This is a genomic window from Rhodococcus sp. NPDC055024, assembly GCF_053608585.1.
The window spans coordinates 871,565-890,525 of the sequence record NZ_JBSGVT010000001.1 but is presented as its reverse complement, the minus strand read 5'-3'; the positions used below and the strand labels follow the sequence as shown (position 1 = coordinate 890,525).

General features: G+C 60.5%; 19 protein-coding genes. 11 read left to right on the top strand and 8 right to left on the bottom strand.

The features are described 5' to 3' along the window. Positions 1-163 precede the first annotated feature (163 nt). Positions 164-862, top strand: coding sequence for a TetR/AcrR family transcriptional regulator (locus tag ACWF6P_RS04055; RefSeq protein WP_452620061.1), 699 nt, complete (start codon positions 164-166; stop codon positions 860-862). 37 nt (positions 863-899) lie between these two features. Then, positions 900-1,751 (top strand): PHP domain-containing protein, encoded by an 852-nt coding sequence (locus tag ACWF6P_RS04050; protein WP_452620060.1) that lies wholly within the window; start codon positions 900-902, stop codon positions 1,749-1,751. A gap of 299 nt (positions 1,752-2,050) precedes the next feature. On the opposite strand, the gene ACWF6P_RS04045 is transcribed toward ACWF6P_RS04050, so the two are convergent. From ACWF6P_RS04045 to ACWF6P_RS04035, 3 genes are all read right to left on the bottom strand, one after another. Continuing rightward, the gene (locus ACWF6P_RS04045) at positions 2,051-2,578 is read right to left on the bottom strand and encodes a CinA family protein (protein ID WP_452620059.1); all 528 of its coding nucleotides are present in this window, start codon (positions 2,576-2,578) and stop codon (positions 2,051-2,053) included. Positions 2,579-2,681: 103 nt separating this feature from the next. Then, complete coding sequence (locus tag ACWF6P_RS04040) at positions 2,682-3,158, bottom strand: hypothetical protein (protein ID WP_452620058.1); 477 nt, start codon at positions 3,156-3,158, stop codon at positions 2,682-2,684. Positions 3,159-3,301: 143 nt separating this feature from the next. Further along, positions 3,302-4,450, bottom strand: coding sequence for a glutamate--cysteine ligase 2 (locus tag ACWF6P_RS04035; RefSeq protein ID WP_452620057.1), 1,149 nt, complete (start codon positions 4,448-4,450; stop codon positions 3,302-3,304). A gap of 171 nt (positions 4,451-4,621) precedes the next feature. Between ACWF6P_RS04035 and ACWF6P_RS04030 the strand changes: the two genes are divergently transcribed. After that, on the top strand, positions 4,622-4,915 hold the full coding sequence (locus ACWF6P_RS04030; protein ID WP_378530383.1) for a hypothetical protein: 294 nt from the start codon (positions 4,622-4,624) through the stop codon (positions 4,913-4,915). A gap of 58 nt (positions 4,916-4,973) precedes the next feature. On the opposite strand, the gene ACWF6P_RS04025 is transcribed toward ACWF6P_RS04030, so the two are convergent. From ACWF6P_RS04025 to mbp1, 3 genes are all read right to left on the bottom strand, one after another. Further along, positions 4,974-5,243: a DUF7218 family protein gene (locus ACWF6P_RS04025; protein ID WP_452620056.1), complete on the bottom strand. Its 270-nt coding sequence runs from the start codon at positions 5,241-5,243 to the stop codon at positions 4,974-4,976. An 86-nt stretch (positions 5,244-5,329) separates the two neighbouring features. After that, positions 5,330-7,498, bottom strand: coding sequence for a catalase (locus ACWF6P_RS04020; RefSeq protein WP_452620055.1), 2,169 nt, complete (start codon positions 7,496-7,498; stop codon positions 5,330-5,332). A 142-nt stretch (positions 7,499-7,640) separates the two neighbouring features. Then, a complete protein-coding gene (mbp1, locus tag ACWF6P_RS04015; protein WP_283306332.1) occupies positions 7,641-7,877 on the bottom strand; it encodes a microaggregate-binding protein 1 in 237 nt (78 codons plus the stop codon). Between the two features lie 178 nt (positions 7,878-8,055). On the opposite strand from mbp1, the gene ACWF6P_RS04010 reads away from it, so the two are divergent. The 7 genes from ACWF6P_RS04010 to ACWF6P_RS03980 all read left to right on the top strand — a co-directional run bounded on the left by ACWF6P_RS04010 (position 8,056) and on the right by ACWF6P_RS03980 (position 15,245). Next, a complete protein-coding gene (locus tag ACWF6P_RS04010; RefSeq protein WP_452620054.1) occupies positions 8,056-8,934 on the top strand; it encodes a MurR/RpiR family transcriptional regulator in 879 nt (292 codons plus the stop codon). Positions 8,935-9,097: 163 nt separating this feature from the next. Further along, entirely contained in the window at positions 9,098-10,228 is a 1,131-nt protein-coding gene (locus tag ACWF6P_RS04005) for an ABC transporter ATP-binding protein (RefSeq protein ID WP_378643522.1), read from the top strand. Between the two features lie 50 nt (positions 10,229-10,278). After that, positions 10,279-11,637, top strand: coding sequence for an extracellular solute-binding protein (locus tag ACWF6P_RS04000; protein WP_452620053.1), 1,359 nt, complete (start codon positions 10,279-10,281; stop codon positions 11,635-11,637). Positions 11,638-11,687: 50 nt separating this feature from the next. After that, on the top strand, positions 11,688-12,440 hold the full coding sequence (locus ACWF6P_RS03995; protein WP_452620052.1) for a tyrosine-protein phosphatase: 753 nt from the start codon (positions 11,688-11,690) through the stop codon (positions 12,438-12,440). 25 nt (positions 12,441-12,465) lie between these two features. Next, entirely contained in the window at positions 12,466-13,359 is an 894-nt protein-coding gene (locus ACWF6P_RS03990; protein ID WP_452620051.1) for a phosphodiesterase, read from the top strand. Between the two features lie 9 nt (positions 13,360-13,368). Next, entirely contained in the window at positions 13,369-14,319 is a 951-nt protein-coding gene (locus ACWF6P_RS03985; protein ID WP_452620050.1) for a carbohydrate ABC transporter permease, read from the top strand. Positions 14,320-14,327: 8 nt separating this feature from the next. Further along, positions 14,328-15,245: a carbohydrate ABC transporter permease gene (locus ACWF6P_RS03980; RefSeq protein ID WP_452620049.1), complete on the top strand. Its 918-nt coding sequence runs from the start codon at positions 14,328-14,330 to the stop codon at positions 15,243-15,245. A gap of 12 nt (positions 15,246-15,257) precedes the next feature. On the opposite strand, the gene ACWF6P_RS03975 is transcribed toward ACWF6P_RS03980, so the two are convergent. Further along, positions 15,258-15,722, bottom strand: a complete 465-nt coding sequence (locus ACWF6P_RS03975; protein ID WP_378541565.1) for a hypothetical protein — start codon at positions 15,720-15,722, stop codon at positions 15,258-15,260. A gap of 277 nt (positions 15,723-15,999) precedes the next feature. On the opposite strand from ACWF6P_RS03975, the gene helR reads away from it, so the two are divergent. Then, positions 16,000-18,222, top strand: coding sequence for an RNA polymerase recycling motor ATPase HelR (gene helR / locus ACWF6P_RS03970; RefSeq protein WP_452620048.1), 2,223 nt, complete (start codon positions 16,000-16,002; stop codon positions 18,220-18,222). Here the strand turns inward: helR and ACWF6P_RS03965 are convergent. Beyond that, positions 18,184-18,945, bottom strand: a complete 762-nt coding sequence (locus tag ACWF6P_RS03965) for an IclR family transcriptional regulator (RefSeq protein WP_452620047.1) — start codon at positions 18,943-18,945, stop codon at positions 18,184-18,186. The two genes, helR and ACWF6P_RS03965, sit on opposite strands and share 39 nt — an antisense overlap. Positions 18,946-18,961: the final 16 nt, after the last annotated feature.

Below are 18,961 nucleotides of genomic sequence, written 5' to 3'. Positions count from 1 at the left end.
ACTAGGACAATATGCAGTGACCCACAGCACAGTCAAGCTTTTTTCAATCGATCGATTGATGAATTGGATTCCAATTGACCAGTACACAGATAGCTATCAATCAATTGATTGACGACCAGTCGATTTCGGCGGCGATGCTAGCATGATTGGGCAACCAACCGAAATGAGGATCATGGACCTGGGGCGCGTACAACGGGCGGCAGTCACGCTGTTCGCGACGAAAGGGTTTGCCGCCACCGGCATTCGTGAACTCGGAGCAGAAGCCGGCATCAACTCGGCAACGCTTTACCACTACGTCGGCAGCAAAGAGTCGCTGTTGGCTTCGATCATTCGGTCGTGCCTCGACGAGTTGACGCAGTCGGGAGAGCAGGCAATGCGCCGCAGCGCCGACCCCGTAGTCCAGCTCGCCGGTCTGGTGTCGTCACACGTCGGCATTACCGCCGTCAACCAACTGACCGCCCGCGTCGCCGAGTACGAGATGCGCGGGTTGACCGGAGACAACCGCATCGAGCTGCAGACGCTGCGCGACGAGTACGAGCAACTATTCGGACAGATCCTCGAACGCGGCCAACGCGTGGGTGCCTTCGATATCGAAGATCTTGCATTGAGCCGACTCGCGATACTCGAGATGTGCACGGGGGTCGCGCACTGGTACCGGCCAGGTGGGCGTCTCGAGTTGGAAGATGTCCAACGATTCTTCGTCAGCACCACGTGCAAGCTTCTGTCGGTTCCTTCAGACGAACTGCACGGTGTGGAATTCATTCACGACGTTCGAAAGTTGGACAGCGAACCTGAGACTCAGTCCTCCGAAATTTGGGGCACCCACGCACAGGGCGACTTCGTACGCCAGTCCGAACTGTAATCACACCAGAACTCCCGGGCTCTGGTACGAACTGGACATGCAACTACCCGCGGACAGTCACGTTCACAGCGAGTGGTCGTGGGACACCGGCGGACCCCAGTCCGACGCTTCCGGGCGAATGCAACAGACTTGCGCGCGTGCCGAAGCAATCGGATTGCCGGCGTTGGTGTTCACCGAGCATTTCGACTTCGACGACCGCTGGCGCACAAACGCCGCAGACCTGATGCCCCACCAACGTCACCTCCTCACCGCTGACGGCTACGTTCGCGTACCGATCCTCGACGTCGACGGCTATCTCGACAGCATCGAACGATGCCGCCACCGTTTTCCTGAATTGCGGATACTCACCGGAGTCGAGTTCGGACAACCCCACCTGCACGAAGCGCACGCGTCGCAATTTCTCGATCTCGACGGGATCGACCGAGTATTGGGTTCCTTGCACACGCTAGAAGTCGGCGAAGATCGGAGTGAACCGAACACTCTGTTCCGAATTTGGGGCGCTGACGAGGTCATGTGGGCGTACCTGGAAGAGATTCCGCGCATGGTCGCTGATTCCCGCGTCTTCGAAGTGTTCACCCACATCGACTACGCGGTGCGCGCATGGCCGACCGAAAGCGCCGGACCTTTCGATCCCCGCCGATTCGAAGACGGATTCCGAAATGCCATGCGCGCCATCGCCGACAGCGGCCGAGCCCTAGAGATGAACACCCGTCGGCTGTGGCCTTGGATACCCCAGTGGTGGAGCGAAGAGGGAGGCAAAGCGGTGACATTCGGAAGCGATGCCCATGTGCCCGAAGCTCTGGCAGCCAACTTCCCGGAAGCGACAGCGATGCTCGAGCACTACGGATTCCGTTCAGGTAAAAGGCCCGAAGACTATTGGACTCGCTGATCCGCAGGATCCGCCAGACCGGAATTTCCGTGAGCTCGGGTTGTCGGAGGCGAATCAACCCGCAATAGTCGATGTATGGATCGGTACAAGATCACGATGCCCGACGGCTCTTCGACCGAGGAACCTTTCAACTCCGACAAGGAAGCAATCACTTGCGCAGTGGATGCCAACCGAGGGGTCAGCAAGAATCTCGTGGTCGAAAAATACACGGCCGACGGTCATCTGGTTCCAACCTCTCAGGCGCCTGCGAAACACACGGGTCGTCACAAGAAGAACCGTTCGAAGAGTTGAATACTCGACTAGTTCACAACTCTCGAACTCGCTCTGTCGCGAGCGGAAGCGTGACGCAGAAGTAGTTGAATCGCGTGCTCTACAGTTGTTCCCAGGACAGCTTCGGGGGTACCCGAGAACACCTGCTTCTCCGTTTCAGCGGTCCCGTGGTCCACGACTCCGAACCACACAGTTCCGGGTGGATCGTTCTCCTGTGTTTCCGGTCCGGCTTCGCCGGTGACGGCCAGCGTCAAAGTCGCGCCCATCAGCGTGGCAGTGCTGTGTGCCATGACCCGGGCAGCTTCCTCACAGACCACTGGCCCGTCCGGAACATGAAGTAGGGAATGCTTGACCGCACGGGTGTACGCGACGATCCCACCACAAAACCACGATCCGGCGTTCGGGGCCTTCCCCAGGTGCGCGGCGATATTCCCGGCAGTCAGCGATTCCGAGGTAGCGACTGTCAGGCCGCGCTCCTCGACCAAGGTGGCGAGCCGACTGCACAGCGCGTCGAGGTCCTTGTCCGACAGAAGCGTGGGGCGTGGATCGTCATTCATATGTAGTCCCTCCGGCCGACTGATCGACACGGATGGCCGATGCAGCAAGAAAACACGTCCGACGCACCGACGTGAACGCGAACACAATGGATCTGTCAGGTCATCACGTTTTCTTGTCTTCACTCCTCCCTACGCCGGTCTGATGTGCCGGCCCCACTCCGCTTTCGCTGGAAGCTGATTCAGCCGCCTCCGCGGCGGGTTGCTCGTCTGCAGGAGATGCAGTTCGTCCACCACCAGGAGTCTCCTCCGCCGGTGGTGCCTTGAGCTCAGAATCGACGACAGGTTTGCCGGCCCCACCCGTATTCGGTCCACCAGAACTCTCGGCCTCCTTGAAGGCCGACTTCTTTGCGGCCTCCTGACGTCCCTCGTACGGCGGCACGGCCGGTTCGGATGCGGTGGGCTCGGCGGGAGTTGTCTCGGTTCCTTCTACCCCCGAGATCGTCTCCTCGTCATCGAACGAACCGGCTGGGCGATCTACCGGACCGCCTCCGGGTTCATTCGAGCCTGTGCCTCGGGAGCCCGGGGCTCCACGCGCAGACTGAGGTTCTTCGGACGCCCGTTCGCCAGATTCGTTTTTCATGACTAACCCTTCGCCATCATGCAACTCGCGACGCGGCCTACAGACGGGATGATTTCTGCACGGGGGAGTCGACAAGTTCTCATTTCCAGTGAACTCGGCACAAAATTGGAAGTCAACGCCTCCCCGTTGCCTGTCCCTGTTGCCTACAGCTCACTCCCCCCTTGCGAACTGCACCCTTCGAAAGTGCGTCGGGCGCACTCGTCGATCACATCAGCCACACGTGACCGACGCGCGAGTTGTCGGCGCTGCACGATCGCTCCGTTTCCATTGCTGAAGACCTTGTCCAAGGAAGCCGTGACCTGCTCGAACTCGCCGAATGCGGTCAGAGCAGGTTCGACATGATCCACCAATCGCCGAACCGCCTGGTGAGCGGTCAGCAAACGCACGGATTCCACGTCCAGCGACCTCCCGTCGAGTCCGTCGCGTGCCGCCCGCCAGCAAGCCGCCCGGAGTAACTCATGATCCACAGCGGGCGCCACCTCACCTTTGGTGATCGCGGCGGATGCGGTGCCGACAAGGGCCTGCACCAACGCGGCCAGAGTCAGCGTCTCCTCGACGGTGGCCGGCACGTCGCTGATCCGAATCTCCACGGTGGGAAGGTGATCCGACATGCGCACGTCCCAATAAACCATGTGCGGATCGAGAATGACCCCTGTCTCCAGCATCGCGGCTACAGCATCTTCGTAGTGCCCGACAGACTCGAAGTAGGGCGGCGGACCCGAGCTGGGCCATCGGCCGAACAGAACGTAACGCCAACTCGCATAGCCGGTATCGCGCCCACTGCTGATCGGGGAGTTCGCCGTCAACGCCAGCAAGGTCGGCAACCATGGGCGCAGATGATTGACGATCTGGACCGATCGTTCTCGATCTTCCACACCCACATGAATGTGGCAGCCACACATCACACCTTCGGTGATCGCACCGAACTGTCCGGCCATCCGCTGATATCGCGACTTCTGAGTGATCTCGTCGACCGGCGGATCGAAGAACGGCGTCCCGACTGCGATGAGCTGACAACCCACGCGAGCAGCGGCATCGGCGGTGACGGCACGAGATTCACAGAGTTGATCACGAAGATCACGAATATGGTTTCCGATCGACGTGGACGTCTCCACCTGACAGCGCGTGAGTTCGAGTTGCAGCGAGATACCGAGTTCTCGCCCGGCGGCCGCAACTTCGACGTTGCGCAGACTCGGATGCCCGGTCTGCGGATCGCAGAGCAAGAACTCTTCCTCCACACCGAGAGTCGGTGTACCTAAGGAGAACAGGTCGGGAGTCGGCTTCGCACTCATAGCACTTCCTTGCACCGGTGTTCCTCCACATCCGGTACTTCGAGCCTACGACCTTCTTCGCCTTTCGGCACTACGCCATCGGTTTCACCCACTCACCGATCGGGTAGTGCCCTGTGAGCCGACGACAAGCGGCAAATCGCAGGTCTTCACGAAATCAGGACGGAGTGTGCCGTGACAAACGCGAGCGGAAGTTCACCGGTAGATGACGAACACACCAATCGATCGCATGTCGGGGAGGCAATCAGCGACGGCCGCAACTATCCCGGATACCTGCTGATCGGGCTGGGCCTGGCAACACTCGGATTGACCTTGGTGGCAGCAGGTTACGGATTTCGTGGATGGGCAGTCATTGCCGGCGCCGTGTGCGTGGTGTCCTTCATCGTCGGAACACTGGCCATCTTGATGGAACACCGTCGGGTCAAGCGACTGGAAGGTCAGGAACTCTTCGATCAAGAAGGGCACTGAACCGAACGCTCGAGTCGTATTCTGCACACGCAGAGTACGACTCGAGCAGAATTACAGCTCAGTGATTGCGGAGTTTCTCGATCAGCTCGCCCTTGTTCAGCTTCGAATAGCCGTGCAGATCGAGTTCCTTGGCGCGCTGCTTCAGGTCGTCCACCGTCCACTCCTCGTACGGTGAGGATTGACCACCGGACTTGGCGACATTCGACCGCCCTCGATTGGCGGCTGCATTGGAGATTCGGGCCGCCTTTTCCTTGGAATCGCCCTTCTCGCGTAACTCTTCGTAGAGTTCTTGATCCTTGAGTTGAGGTTGTGAGTCCTTGCGAGCCACTGTTCGTCCCTTCACTCGTCTTCACTCCGACGGTGTGGCCGAACTGGCAATTCGGCCACACCGCAAGTTCGAACGTACGTCGGCACTCAGGATGTGGGCGGCACCTCGAAACGCCCCCACACGCGGTGCGTCTTCAGAAGCTGAGCCAGTGAGGCGAGGGCTCCTTCCGCGTCGGCATCGACGACGACTCCCAATGCAGACTCGTCGATACCGGCCGCGGCCAGCGCACTCATGCTCTCACCCCAACCACCAATCGCCTTGCTGTGACGATACATTTCGTTCAGCAGAGTCTCCACCCGTGGATCCAACTTGCCCTCGCCGATCCGAGAAACGTCGCCGCTCAGCAGGATTGCATCGAATTCGATCGAACGAGCTGTGAGGTAAGTCCGCTGCACCGTCACCGCGTCGTCACCGTCCCCGATGGTTCCGCCGTGCGGGCCGAGGATCAGCGGCACCATACCGGCGTCGAAGATCTTGTCTCGAACGGCGACAACCGTGTCGAGATCGGAGTTCTCGTCGACCAGTAGTGCAATGATCCTTCCCTCGACGGGCCATTCCTCACCCACCTGGGACAGTGCCGGGCTGGGCTCAGGATCGCTCAACGGCTCAGTCGGTTCAGGGACCGGAAGGCCAAGCCCGCCTGCGACGATCGATACGAGAGCCGCATCGATGTTGGCCAAAATGCCCAGATTCCGTATCTTGATGTTCTCCTCGTAGCACTTCCCCAATTCGAAGGTGTACGCCTGTGCGACGTGCTCCTGTTCGACAGGGGACAGACTGCGATAGAAGAGTCGAGCTTGCGAGAAGTGATCGTCGAACGATGCCGGCGCCTGCCTCACCTTGCGCCCTGAAACTTCCTCGGGCACCTCGATATAGGCGGCACTGTCTGCCGTGGCCAAGAAGGGGCAGCCACCGTCCAACGAATTGGGATGGTACGGCGCGATCCCGGTATGCACACCGTCCTGGTGGAAGCCGTCGCGAAGCATGTCGTTGACGGGCGAGTGAGGACGGTTGATCGGGATCTGATCGAAATTGGGACCGCCGAGTCGCGTGATCTGGGTGTCGAGGTAGGAGAACAATCGTGCCTGCAGGAGCCGATCATTGGTGATGTCGACGCCCGGAACCAAGTGGCCTGGATGGAATGCCACCTGTTCGGTCTCGGCGAAGAAGTTGGTCGGATTGGCATCGAGCGTCATCGTTCCGATGACCTGAACCGGCGCGAGTTCTTCGGGCACGATCTTGGTGGGATCCAAAAGATCTATACCTTCGAACATTTCGTCTTCGGTGTCGGGGAATACCTGCACGCCCAGATCCCAGGACGGATATGCGCCTGCCTCGATGGCGTCGGCAAGATCGCGTCGGTGGAAGTCTGGATCCACACCGCCTGCGATCTGAGCTTCCTCCCACACGAGTGAATGCACTCCGGCAGCCGGCTTCCAGTGGAATTTAACAAGATTCGTCTCGCCGTCGGCGTTCACGAGCCTGAATGTGTGAATGCCGAAGCCCTCCATCATGCGATAGGAGCGCGGGATGCCTCGATCGGACATGTTCCACAATGTGTGCGCGGTGGCCTCGGTGTGTAGCGACACGAAGTCCCAGAAGGTGTCGTGAGCGCTCTGCGCCTGCGGAATCTCGCGGTCCGGGTGAGGTTTCGCGGCATGGATGATGTCCGGGAATTTGATTCCATCCTGGATGAAGAACACCGGGATGTTGTTGCCGACCAGATCGAAGACACCTTCGTCGGTGTAGAACTTGGTGGCGAACCCGCGTGTGTCACGGACGGTGTCCGCAGAACCGCGTGAACCCAGAACCGTCGAGAATCGCACGAATACGGGTGTTCGAGCACCTGAAGCGAAAAGCGAAGCTTTGCAGATGTTTTCGGCTGCACCGTTTGCCAGGAACGTACCGTGTGCGGCCGCGCCGCGAGCGTGGACGACTCGCTCCGGAATTCGCTCGTGATCAAAATGCGTGATCTTCTCACGAAGGTGGTGGTCTTGAAGAAGAGTCGGTCCCCGCTCACCCGCAGTGAGCGAGTGGTCGGTTTCGTAGAGTCGCGTTCCGGTTGCGGTGGTGAGGTACTCACCCCGCTGGCCGCGACCGTTTCCCTTCACCTTTTCCTCGGCACCCGCTACGGTACGCACTTCCGGCTGCCTCTGGTCGTCCTTGGGAGGCAACGGCCGTCGAGGCTTGACCGGCTCTGTCAGGTCCGGCGTTTTCGGGGCCGGTGCACCTGGGACGGACTGGGATGAAGGCATCGAACAGCTCCTCTTGATCGTGATGCTGGGCGCACGAATTCTGTTACGCCGTAAGGAAGTAGAGATTTTCTCTGAACGCGGAGCCACGACTCACCCCCGGACTGGGATCAATCCCAGGCCGAGGGCGACGAGTGCGTCGGGGCTATTGCTCGGACTTCTGCCGCGCTTCGTCCGCAGCAGCTTCCGCGCGAGCCTTCTCGGCTTCTGCCTCTTTCTTCGCCACTTCTCGCTGGCTCTCGGCCTTGTCCTGCTGGGCGCGACCCTCTCGGGTCAAACTGTCGTTCCCGGAGACCGCACCAACGGCTTCCTTGGCCTTACCCTTGACGTCCTCTACGACGCCTTTGATGCCCTCGCTGGGGCCGCTCTTGTCATCTGTCACGTTGTTCCTCCAGGTCGTTTCGGATTCGCGCTCGAGATTCCTGCCGCGCAGGATTCCCACACAGAAGCCCTACCCGGTCGTAATTCGCATAAACATTCGCGCATCGACAACACGTGGCACAGACATGCACCGACTGCCGAGGGGAGTGTCGTTCACTCTCGTGTGTTATTCAGTGCAGATGAGCCAGTTACAGACCGATCCCCCCGTGGGCGGAACCCTGTCCACGATTCGCGCGCTTGCGCCCACCCTGGCCCCGAGCGAGCGACGTGTCGCCGACATCTGCATCGCCAGGCCCAATGAGTTTGCCTGGTGGTCGGCGGCAGATGTGGCCGAGCACGCGTCCACGTCGACGGCAACTGTCATTCGGGCTTGTCAGAATCTCGGATTCAAAGGATTTCAGCATCTGCGCATGCTGCTGCTCAGAGATCTCGGCGCAGCAGAATCACGGGTGCAGGACGCGGCGCACACCAAGGACAGCAACGGACTGCTGCAGGCAGTACTCGGCGAAGTGGCGGCCGATCTCGGCGCCGCACTCACACCTCTGGATCGCGACGCTTTCGACCGGGCTGTCGAAGCAATTGCCGACGCCGAACGCGTACTCGTTGTGGGAAACGGGGTGTCCGGGCCGTCGGCATCTGCAGTGGCTGTTCGGTTCATACTGAACGGCCGCACAGCTGAAGCGCCCACCGATGCAGTGATGCAGCAACTCACAGCCCGGCACCTCACTTCGCGCGACGTTTGTCTGGCGATCAGTGACAGTGGGCTCAACTCACTGACTCTCCAGCCCGCCCAAGCTGCAAAAGACGCCGGCGCAACCGTCATCGGCGTCACCGGCTACGCGCGTTCCCCGCTGGTGGAACTGGCCGACATGGGGTTGGTTCTCGGTGGCGGAACCGGGCCGTGGGGCGCACACGGCGCCTCCGCGACCGTCATTCAACTGACCTTTCTGATCGGTCTCCAGATCGCGGTCAGTGAACGCCGTGGCGGGTCAGCCGAAGCTGCAGCTCAGTCCCTCGAACACGTCATCGGAATCCTCAATCACGGTTCCACCACCTGAAATTCGGGTTCGTCGCACGTTTCGGTTCGAATAGTTGCCCTGAGAATTACGGACAATTACGACGGCGTTCGGTCACCGTTCATCTTCGACTGGCTAACTTCTGATGTAACGAAAATCCCCAATCCGACGCGATTGGGTAACGTCATTTCATCGGGAGAAGCCAATGGGCAGGATTCGAATAGAGAATCTGAGTCGGAAATTCGCAGATGTCACCGCAGTCGACAACATCGACATCGATGTTCGTGACGGGGATTTTCTGGTCCTCCTCGGACCGAGCGGCTGCGGGAAAACTACGTTGCTCAGGATGCTCGCCGGTCTCCTCGAGCCGACAAGTGGCCGAATACTGCTCGACGACGAAGACATCACTACGGCTCCCGCCCGTCGGCGAGACGTCGCCATGGTGTTTCAGAACTATGCCCTCTACCCGCACCTTTCCGTCGCGAAGAACCTCGGTTTCCCTTTGAAGGTCAAAAAGATCGACAAGGCGTCGGCAGTAGCACGTGTCGAGGAAGTAGCACAGCAACTGGAGATCGCACATCTGCTGGAGCGCAAGCCCAAGGAGCTGTCGGGTGGTCAGCGTCAGCGCGTAGCGGTGGGCCGAGCGATCGTCCGAAATCCGAAGGCGTTCTTGATGGACGAGCCACTCTCCAACCTCGATGCGAAGCTCCGAACAGCAACTCGTCGTGAACTCACCGACCTCCACCGAAGGTTGGGCGCCACCTTCGTCTACGTCACCCACGACCAGGTCGAGGCTATGACAATGGCGACGCGTATCGCGCTGCTCAACAACGGCGGACTCGAGCAACTCGGCACCCCCGAGGATGTCTACGATCGCCCGGCATCAGTATTCGTTGCAGGATTTCTGGGCAGCCCTGCAATGAATCTTGTTGATGCAAGGGTATTTTCGTCCGGCGGGAGCGTGAGGGTTACGGCCGAAGGCATCGAAGCCTCACTCTGGCCAGGAGAGTCCGATTCCCGCGACGTCGTACTCGGCATTCGTCCCGAACATCTCACACCGATCCATCCAGGCACGGATTCCGGCCCCGGCGCACGTATCACGGTCGATGTCACGTCGGTCGAGAATCTCGGAAGCGAGCAGGTGGCCTACTGCCTGGTCGGTTCGACCACGATCTGCGTGCGCGCTCCGCGACCGATCGCCCTCCACGAAGGACAGCCCGCGGTACTGTCCGCCGAGCTGCGCCACCTTCACCTCTTCGACCGAGCCAGCGGGCGTCGCCTCGAATGGCTGGACATACCAGCAACATTGAATCTCGATTCATCAGTTCTCAGCTGAACCTTCAGTTCGCCCTCTCACACGAAAATTTCATCACGAGGAGCTTTGTCATGCGCAAAACACGATGGAAGATCGCCATAGCGTTAGCGGCATCCCTCGCCCTTGCCGGCTGTGCCACGGGCGGCGCCACCACCGGCGGCTCGGATTCCGCGGAACAGGTGCCGGAACTCGACCCGAACCAGCAGGTCGACATCGTCTTCGAGTCCTACAACCTTGCCCAGGCCGGTTTGTGGACAGACACCATCACCGGTCTCATCTCCGACTTCGAGGCCGCCCACCCGAACATTCACGTAAAAGCACAGCCGCCGCAAAGCGGTGGCGCGGCCGGTTCCGGCACCGCAAGCAGTGTGCAGACACAAATGCTCGCCGGGTCACCACCCGATGTCGCTCAATTGACCTTCGACACTCTCGATTTCGCAGTCACAGCACTGAAAGCCAGAAATCTCGACGAACTGGTCGGCAAGGACGCAGTCCAGGCCAACTTCGGCGGAGACCATCCCTTCCACCCCAGAGCTGCAACACTCGGCGATTGGAATGGCGACACCTACGGCGTTCCGTATGTGTTCTCCACTCCCACATTGTTCTACAACTCCACTGCACTGATCGAAGCCGGCCTCCCGGCAGACACCGACCTCTCGACCTGGAGCAAGGTGGCCGCTGCCGCGAAGGCAGTGACCGCCAAGACCGGAAAGCCGTCGCTCGGCGTCAGCTGTTCGGTCAAGGGCGGCAGCTGGTGCATGCAGGCGCTCTTCAAATCGGCCGGCGGTGGTGTGCTGTCCGAAGATCGCAAGACCATCGAATTCGGCGAGCCTGACTCGGTTTCGGCTGTCACCATGCTCCGCGGACTCTACGAAGACGGGGTCCTGGTCAACGCAGATGCGGCGACACAGTACGAGAGCTTCGCGAAGGGTGACATCGCTATCGATCTCAACACGTCGGCGTTGCAGGGAATGTTTGTCAGTTCCGCGGCAAAGGCCGGTTGGGACTTGAGAGCAACCGCGATGCCTGCCTTCGACGGACGTGCAGCGGTTCCCACGAACTCAGGTTCCGTCCTGTCTGTCTTCTCGCAGGACCCGGCGAAGGCGCGCGCTGCTTGGGAATTGATCAAATTCATGACAAGTGATCATGCGTACACGCAGATCTCCACCAAGATCGGATACCTACCCCTTCGTTCGTCGCTGACGCAGGATCCCGCTGCACTCAAGCCGTGGGCAGACGGCAACCCACTGCTGGCACCCAATCTCAAGCAGCTCGACTCACTCCAGCCCTGGCAGTCCTACCCCGGTAACAGCTACGTCCAGGTCGACGACATTCTCGCGCAAGCCATCGAGGAATCCGTGTTCTACGGCAAGGATCCGAAGTCGACGATGCAAGCCGCACAGCAGCGGGCTCAGGACATGATCGGCTGATTCTGCCCAATCCAATCCCAGCGAACCCAACTTCCGGATCGGGAACAACTATGACTACAGCTCTTCCGGTTCAGCGAGCCAACCGTCGTCTCGACCTGAACGGTACCTACAACTTTCGCGACGTCGGCGGATACGCCACTCGTGACGGTCTTACCACCAAGTGGAACAAGCTTTTTCGATCAGACGCTCTTCACCGTCTCAACCAGGTGGATCGCGAGGTTCTCCGCGGTCGAGGACTGGCATTCGTCATCGACTTGCGCGAGCAGGAGGAGTTGGACACGGCGCCGAACGCGCTCGAAGGTCTTGACCTGACGCAGTTCCATCTGCCCATCTTCGAGAGTGAAATAAACACCCGCGAAACGAGTTTGGACCTTGCAGCAATCTACGCCAAGGTCATCGATCAATGCGGAGTCCGGCTGGTTCGCGCAGTACGCGCAATCGCAGAATCCGACGACAGCGCAGTGCTGGTGCACTGCACGGCAGGCAAAGACCGTACCGGTCTCGTCATTGCGCTTGCATTGGCGGCAGTCGGTGTGGATTACCGCGACATCGTCGCAGACTATTCGCTCTCCGAGGTCATGTTGGCCGGCGAATGGGCATCGGCGATGGCCGTCAAGTTGCGCGAATACGGCGTTGGCGACGGAGCCGACGTTGCCCAACTGGTCGGGGCAAGCCCGGCCGCACTCATGCGGACAAGTCTGCAATCCGTCGACAACTCGTACGGCAGCGCCTCCGAATACCTTCTTGCCCACGGATTGAGCTCCGCGGAACTCGATCGCCTACACCTTGCACTGGTCAACTAACCCACACGTCACAGGAGAATTATTCATGTCCCAGTACGGCGAACCCGATCACTACATCCTGCACCTCAGCGACACTCACTTTGTCACCGACGGAGATCTTCTCCACGATTCCGTGGACAGTGATGCCAATCTGGCACGCATCTTCGAGCGACTGGAAAGGACTGGCCAGCGTCCTGAGGCTATTGTCTTCACCGGCGATCTGGCCGACGTGGGAGAACCCGAGGCATACGTCCGACTGCGCAAGATCGTCGAGCCGGCAGCCGAACGGCTCGGCGCAAAAGTGATTTGGGTAATGGGTAATCACGACGCACGCCCGGCATTCCGCAGCGGCCTGCTGGACGCCGCTCCGACCCAGGAATCCGTCGACTCGGTGGTCGACGTGAACGGCCTCCGTATCATCGTGTTGGACAGCACTGTTCCCGGAAGCCATCACGGGTTGATCACCGACGAACAACTCGCTTGGCTCGAATCGGTTCTTGCCGTTCCGGCACCACACGGCACCCTTCTTGCACTGCATCATCCGCCAGTCCCGTCGGTTCTGGATGTGCTCTCGTTGGTAGAACTCAAGGAACAGAACAAACTTGCCGCGGTACTCGAGGGCACCGATGTCCGCGGCATCCTCGGTGGCCACCTGCACTACTCGACCACCTGCACGTTCGCGGGAATTCCCGTCTCGGTCGCCTCGGCTTCCTGCTACACACAGGATGTTCTCGCGGGCGCAGGTATTCTGCGTGGCCAAAACGGTGCACAGGCATTCAACATGGTCCATGTCTACCGAGATCGAGTACTGCACACGGTAGTTCCAGTGGAGGAGTCGGCGACTGTGTACGAGATGAGCACTGATCACCTTCAGGAGGCGATAGACAAGCTCGTTCCAGCGTTCAAGTCGTCCAGCTCAGTCACTGCACTGGCGAATTGAGCCACGAACATGTTTGTCGAAGTTCCAAGTACCGTCGGGTCGGAGCGTGCCATAGCGGCGCGCCCGGCCCGTTCCGGGTGGGCACCCCGTGTCTGGGTGCCATACCTGTACCTGTTGCCGGCAGTGGTGCTGTTGATCGTGTGGATCTACAAACCGCTCGGCGAGACTGTCAACCTGTCGTTCTACAAGTGGAACATGGTTCCTACCACTCCCAAAGTGTCGGTAGGACTGGATAATTACATGCGGGTTCTCTCGTTGCCCGAGTTGCATCAGGCGCTGCGGAACACCGTGGTCTACACACTCGCCTTCATGCTGTTCTCGCTGTTGCTGCCGATCCTCATCGCGTTGGTGTCCAAACGGATATCCGGACGGTCGAAGACGATCTATCAGGCTCTGATCTTCGTCCCGTTCCTGGTGACACCGATCGCGGGCAGTGCCGTGTGGCGTTGGCTCTTCAATCCCGACGGCGGTGCTGTCCCGAGGGTGGCCGCAACGTGGGGAATCGAGATGGGCAACATCTTTCGTGATCCGAAGTTCGCACTACTCGGTGTGGTCGTGATCGTCGGATGGCAAATGCTCGGCTTCGGAGTGCTGGTCATTTCAGCTGGGCTGGCGGGCATCAATCCGGACTATGCTTCTGCTGCATCACTCGACGGGGCGTCCGAGGCGACGATCACCCGAAAGATCACACTGCCGCTACTCTCCCCGACGCTGGTGTTCCTGGCCCTCATGACGATCCTGTTGGGTGCGCAGTGGGCGTATCCCGTGATCGACATTCTCACCCAGGGTGGACCGAGCGGCGCGTCCACGAACATCTATTACCTGTTGTACCAGTTCGGTTTCCAGAACTTCGACGCCGGACTGTCAGCTGCCGCAGGCACTCTCTTCTTCCTCGGCTTCGGAATCATCGCAGTCATCTTCGTCCGCCTGTCGGACCGGCTGAGCTTCTACGACAATTAGGAACTGACATGGCATTTGTTCTGGTCGACGCACCCGGCCATCCACCTGGTTCCGATGCGATCCCGGTGGTGGAGCACCTCAACGCCCGGAGTGAGAGCAACGACGGACCGGTACGGTCCCGGTCTCGAACGCGACGGGTGGTCGGGCACGTTGTCCTCGCGGCCGTGACCGTGTTCAGCATTTTTCCGATCTACTGGCTGTTTGCCACGGCCTTTCGTCGCCCTGACGATTCGCTGTCGGCGAGCCCGCTCCCCTCGCCCTTCAGCCTCGAGAACTTCCGATACGTGTGGAACACGATCCCGATGGCGTCGATGATGGTGAACACCTTCACCATGGCGTTGGCCATGTCGGTCAGCCAGCTGTTCGTCGCAATCCTCGCCGCGTACGGGTTCGCCCGGTGGAACTTCTTCGGCAAGCAAGCGTTGTTCCTACTCTTCGTCGGGTCGTGGTTGGTTCCGTTTCAGGTCACTATGATCCCCAACTACCTGCTGATCTCCCAGATGGGCTTGCTCAACACCGTTGCAGGCATCGTGATCCCGAACTTGTGCTCGGCCTTCGGAGTCCTGCTGATGCGACAGCATATGGAGGCGTTTCCGCGGGAGCTACTGGACGCCAGTCAGATCGACGGACAGAACTCGTGGGCAACGCTGTGGAAGGTTGTGCTGCCCAACATGAAGCCTGCTCTCGCGGCGCTGGGAATCATGCTGTTCATCTCTGCTTGGAACGAATATCTCTGGCCCGCGCTCATCATGCGCCAGTCGAATTCGGTGCTACAGATCGGTATCCGCAGCTTCCTCGGTGCCGAAGGGAACAATTGGGGTGCCATCATGGCGGCGTCCGGACTGGCGTGTCTGCCGATCTTCCTGATCTATCTGTTCCTTCAGCGCTACGTGCGCGACGCGTTCGTCCAGTCCGGTCTCAAGTAGCAAACAACAGTCTCAGAAACTGTTTACCGGGCACAAGAATTGGCGTGACTCGTTCCAGAAGGGAAAGAGGTCGGTGGTGGTGGCCGTGGGGTGGTCGATCCCCGCAAGATTGTAGAAATCGAGGATCGTCCTACCCGCGGTAGCGCTGACCTCGCATGCCTGCAAGCTCAGCTTCGCCTCCGCCACGAAGCCGATGCTGCGGGCGAAAGGTCCGAGAGTCCCGGCATTGACAAAACTCTCGAGGTTTTGTCCCCACTGGTTGTAGTCGGACTGCAAAGTAAAGCTGCATGTTTCACCGAACAACTCGGTACAGGTTGTCGGTTGCCCGCCGATCGTGTGAACCGTGTCGGCGAGTTCGTGCGAAGTACCTTCGCGCGGTGATCCGGAAAGGAGAAGCAAGACGGCGACGGCCAAGGCAACCACCAGAAGGATGCTCGCGGCCGTTGCCAGTATCGCCTTCACAATCCCTCGATCCACGTAAGTTCATGAGGGGAACCGATTTTGGAACACCGGTCACTGGATTTGTACCCGTGGCACTCGGGGTCCAAACATCGACCAGGCTGGGAGCCGTGCATCAGTCTGGGGGTCGCGAGAGGATTTGTGGGAAAGCGGGGGAGGATCGACACTCCCTTCCACTACCAATATATAGCCCACCGGGGGGCTTGCGGCAAGGCCCGGGTAGTGCCGCAGAATGGCTCTTCCGATCCCGTACGACCGACTACCGGATCGGAACAGCCAGCGGAAGTGAGGGCATGTGCCAATCCAGGGATACGAAGACGAACTTCAATCCGAGCGGAACTATGTGGAGGCGCTCTACGCGCGACTCGACGCCGAACGGGCCCGAGTCAAGGGTCGGTACAGCACCGCTCTGCGCGGAGACGGCCAAGCACTAATGGAACGCGATGCAGAGGTACGCGCGCTTGCCAAAGAGGTGAAAAGGCTGGATGTAGCCGACAACGGACTGTGTTTCGGCCGGTTGGACTCACTGTCGGGTGCGACTTCGTACATCGGGCGGATCGGCCTTCTGGACGCGGACAACGACTACGAACCGGTTCTGCTCGATTGGCGGGCGCCGGCATCTCGCCCGTTCTACGTCGCCACCGCTGCGAACCCGGAGAACATGCGTCGACGCCGTCAGTTCCACACGCGGAGTCGACGCGTGGTCGATTTCACCGACGAGGTACTCGGGCGCCCCGAGGGTGGTGAACGCGACGCACGCGGGGACTCCGCCCTGCTCGCGGCGGTCAACGCACCGCGAGGTGAGGGCATGCGGGACATCGTGGCCACGATCCAGGCCGAGCAAGACGACGTCGTCCGTCTCGAGCACCCTGGAGTGTTGGTGATCGAAGGTGGCCCGGGCACCGGGAAGACCGTCGTCGCCTTGCACCGCGTCGCCTACCTTCTCTACACGCAGCGAGAACGTATGGAACGTCACGGAGTTCTTGTGGTCGGGCCCAACCCGGCGTTCTTGAACCACATCGGCCGCGTACTGCCCTCACTGGGCGAGTCCGACGTGGTCTTCATGACCACCGGTGATCTTGTCCCCGGCCTACGCGTCACCGCCGAGGACATCCCGGGCGCCGCTGAACTCAAGGGTTCACTGAAGATCCTGAATGTGCTCAGCGCGGCAATCGCCGATCATCAGCGACTGCCCGAGAGCCCGCTGTCGATCGAACTGGCGGACGTCACAGTGCGGATCGAAGCCGAAACCGCGGAGTGGGCCCGAGAAGAAGCCCGCGCCAGCAAGCTCCCCCACAACGACGCTCGCACGGTGTTCACCGAAATCCTCACCTGGGCACTGACCGAACGGGCGATAGCGCGCATCGGAAAGGGATGGTTGACCCGCAGTGACCGTGAAGCGTGGGAGCAAGTGCGCGCAGATCTGACCGCAGAGTTGGCGGAGAATGACGCGTTTGCCGCAGCGCTCGACGCACTCTGGCCGATCCTGACACCGAAAGAGCTACTGACACAGCTGTTTACTTCTCCGGAACGCCTACGGGCGGCAGGTGCGGACGAGAGACTGTTGCGCCGAGATGGCGATGCCTGGACGGTGTCCGACGTTCCTCTTCTCGACGAATTGGTGGACATGCTCGGCCGGGACAAGCCTGTGGATCAGAGCGCCGAACGCGAACGCCAGGACGAGGCCGCGTATGCGGCGGGTGTGCTGGACATGATGATCAGTCGCGAAGACCTGATGGACGACGAAGACCATCTTCTCGCCCAGGACATGCTGTACGCCGAGGACCTGGCCGACCGTTTCGTCGAACGTGACACCCGGGAACTCGCCGAACGCGCTGCTGCAGACAGAGACTGGACGTACCGGCATATCGTCGTCGACGAGGCACAAGAACTGTCCGAGATGGACTGGCGGGTCCTGATGCGCCGTTGCCCGGACCGGTCATTCACGGTGGTAGGCGATCTCGCGCAACGACGTTCACCCGCAGGTGCCCGCTCGTGGGCGACGATGATGGAGCCGTATGTCCCCGGTCGCTGGATCTACCGATCACTGTCGGTGAACTACCGCACTCCAGCCGAGATCATGAGCGTCGCCGCCGCCTTGCTCGCCGAGTTCGCGCCGGGAGTCCAACCACCCGAGTCCGTTCGCGCCTGCGGGGGCCAACCGTGGTCCAAGCGAATCTCCGCCGACGAACTGGCGTCCGCCGTCGACGAATTCAATCAGGACGAGGACGGACGCGAAGGTACGAGCATCGTCATCGGACCTGCGGATGTGCCAGGCGCTGTGCCGGTTTCGGAAACGAAGGGTTTGGAGTTCGATGCCGTGCTCGTCGTGGAACCGGAGCGGATCATTGCCGACGGCCCGCGCGGTGCGTCGGAACTCTATGTCGCCCTCACCCGCGCCACCCAACGTCTGGGCGTCTTGCACGAGGGTCCGTTGCCGCAGGCCCTGACCGGACTCGTCGAGGTCGGGACGGCGAGGTCACCGCAATCGTTCGCGACGAGCGATCGTGCTGTGTAGGCCTTCGGCAGCAGCGCGCACGTAGGACACCTGGCTCTCGGGGACGAAGCGACTGGTGGGACCAGTGACACTGATGGCCGCGACGGGTTTGTCATTGGTTCCGAAGACCGGTGCCGCAACACACGCAAGACCCGGCGCCGATTCCTCGCGCTCGAACGCAATGCCGGTCTCGACCACTCTGTTCAGTTGGGTGTTGAGAATGCCGGGCGCGACAATCGTGTGCGGGGTTCGGCGCGTCATCGGTTCCGACAACACTTCGCGACGAAATTCGTTGTCGGAGAAAGCGAGGAGCGCCTTTCCGATTGCGGTGCAATACAGCGGTATCCGGCCGCCGGTCCGAGAAGGGGAGTTGGCTTGTCGATGGCCGCCGATCTTCGCCACATAGACGACGTCGTGGCCGTCACGGACCCCCAGGTGGACTGTCTCGTGGGTCCGCTCGTACAAGTCCTGGAGGAACGGCATCGCCATCTCCAGAAGGCTCCTTTCGAGAGAGGCGAGCATTCCGAGTTCGAAGAGACCACCGCTGAGTCGGTAACCACCGTCGAGTCGGTCGAGTAACCGGTTCGCAACCAGTTCGTTGGCCAGGCGGTGCACGGTTGCCTTGTGCAGTCCCGTCCGCTGGACCAGGACGGCCAGAGGCAACACATGGTCGTCGGCCCGGAAGGCACGAAGGATCGTCACCGCCTTGCCGAGCACGGTGTCGAGGTTTGCGCTGCCAGTCACCTCCCCAGCGTATCGC

Coding starts and splice junctions, on each gene's coding strand:
- ACWF6P_RS04055 (WP_452620061.1), top strand. CDS start 164: ATGAGGATCATGGACCTGGGGCGCGTACAACGGGCGGCAGTCACGCTG.
- ACWF6P_RS04050 (WP_452620060.1), top strand. CDS start 900: ATGCAACTACCCGCGGACAGTCACGTTCACAGCGAGTGGTCGTGGGAC.
- ACWF6P_RS04045 (WP_452620059.1), bottom strand. CDS start 2,578: ATGAATGACGATCCACGCCCCACGCTTCTGTCGGACAAGGACCTCGAC.
- ACWF6P_RS04040 (WP_452620058.1), bottom strand. CDS start 3,158: ATGAAAAACGAATCTGGCGAACGGGCGTCCGAAGAACCTCAGTCTGCG.
- ACWF6P_RS04035 (WP_452620057.1), bottom strand. CDS start 4,450: ATGAGTGCGAAGCCGACTCCCGACCTGTTCTCCTTAGGTACACCGACT.
- ACWF6P_RS04020 (WP_452620055.1), bottom strand. CDS start 7,498: ATGCCTTCATCCCAGTCCGTCCCAGGTGCACCGGCCCCGAAAACGCCG.
- ACWF6P_RS04010 (WP_452620054.1), top strand. CDS start 8,056: ATGAGCCAGTTACAGACCGATCCCCCCGTGGGCGGAACCCTGTCCACG.
- ACWF6P_RS04005 (WP_378643522.1), top strand. CDS start 9,098: ATGGGCAGGATTCGAATAGAGAATCTGAGTCGGAAATTCGCAGATGTC.
- ACWF6P_RS04000 (WP_452620053.1), top strand. CDS start 10,279: ATGCGCAAAACACGATGGAAGATCGCCATAGCGTTAGCGGCATCCCTC.
- ACWF6P_RS03995 (WP_452620052.1), top strand. CDS start 11,688: ATGACTACAGCTCTTCCGGTTCAGCGAGCCAACCGTCGTCTCGACCTG.
- ACWF6P_RS03990 (WP_452620051.1), top strand. CDS start 12,466: ATGTCCCAGTACGGCGAACCCGATCACTACATCCTGCACCTCAGCGAC.
- ACWF6P_RS03985 (WP_452620050.1), top strand. CDS start 13,369: ATGTTTGTCGAAGTTCCAAGTACCGTCGGGTCGGAGCGTGCCATAGCG.
- ACWF6P_RS03980 (WP_452620049.1), top strand. CDS start 14,328: ATGGCATTTGTTCTGGTCGACGCACCCGGCCATCCACCTGGTTCCGAT.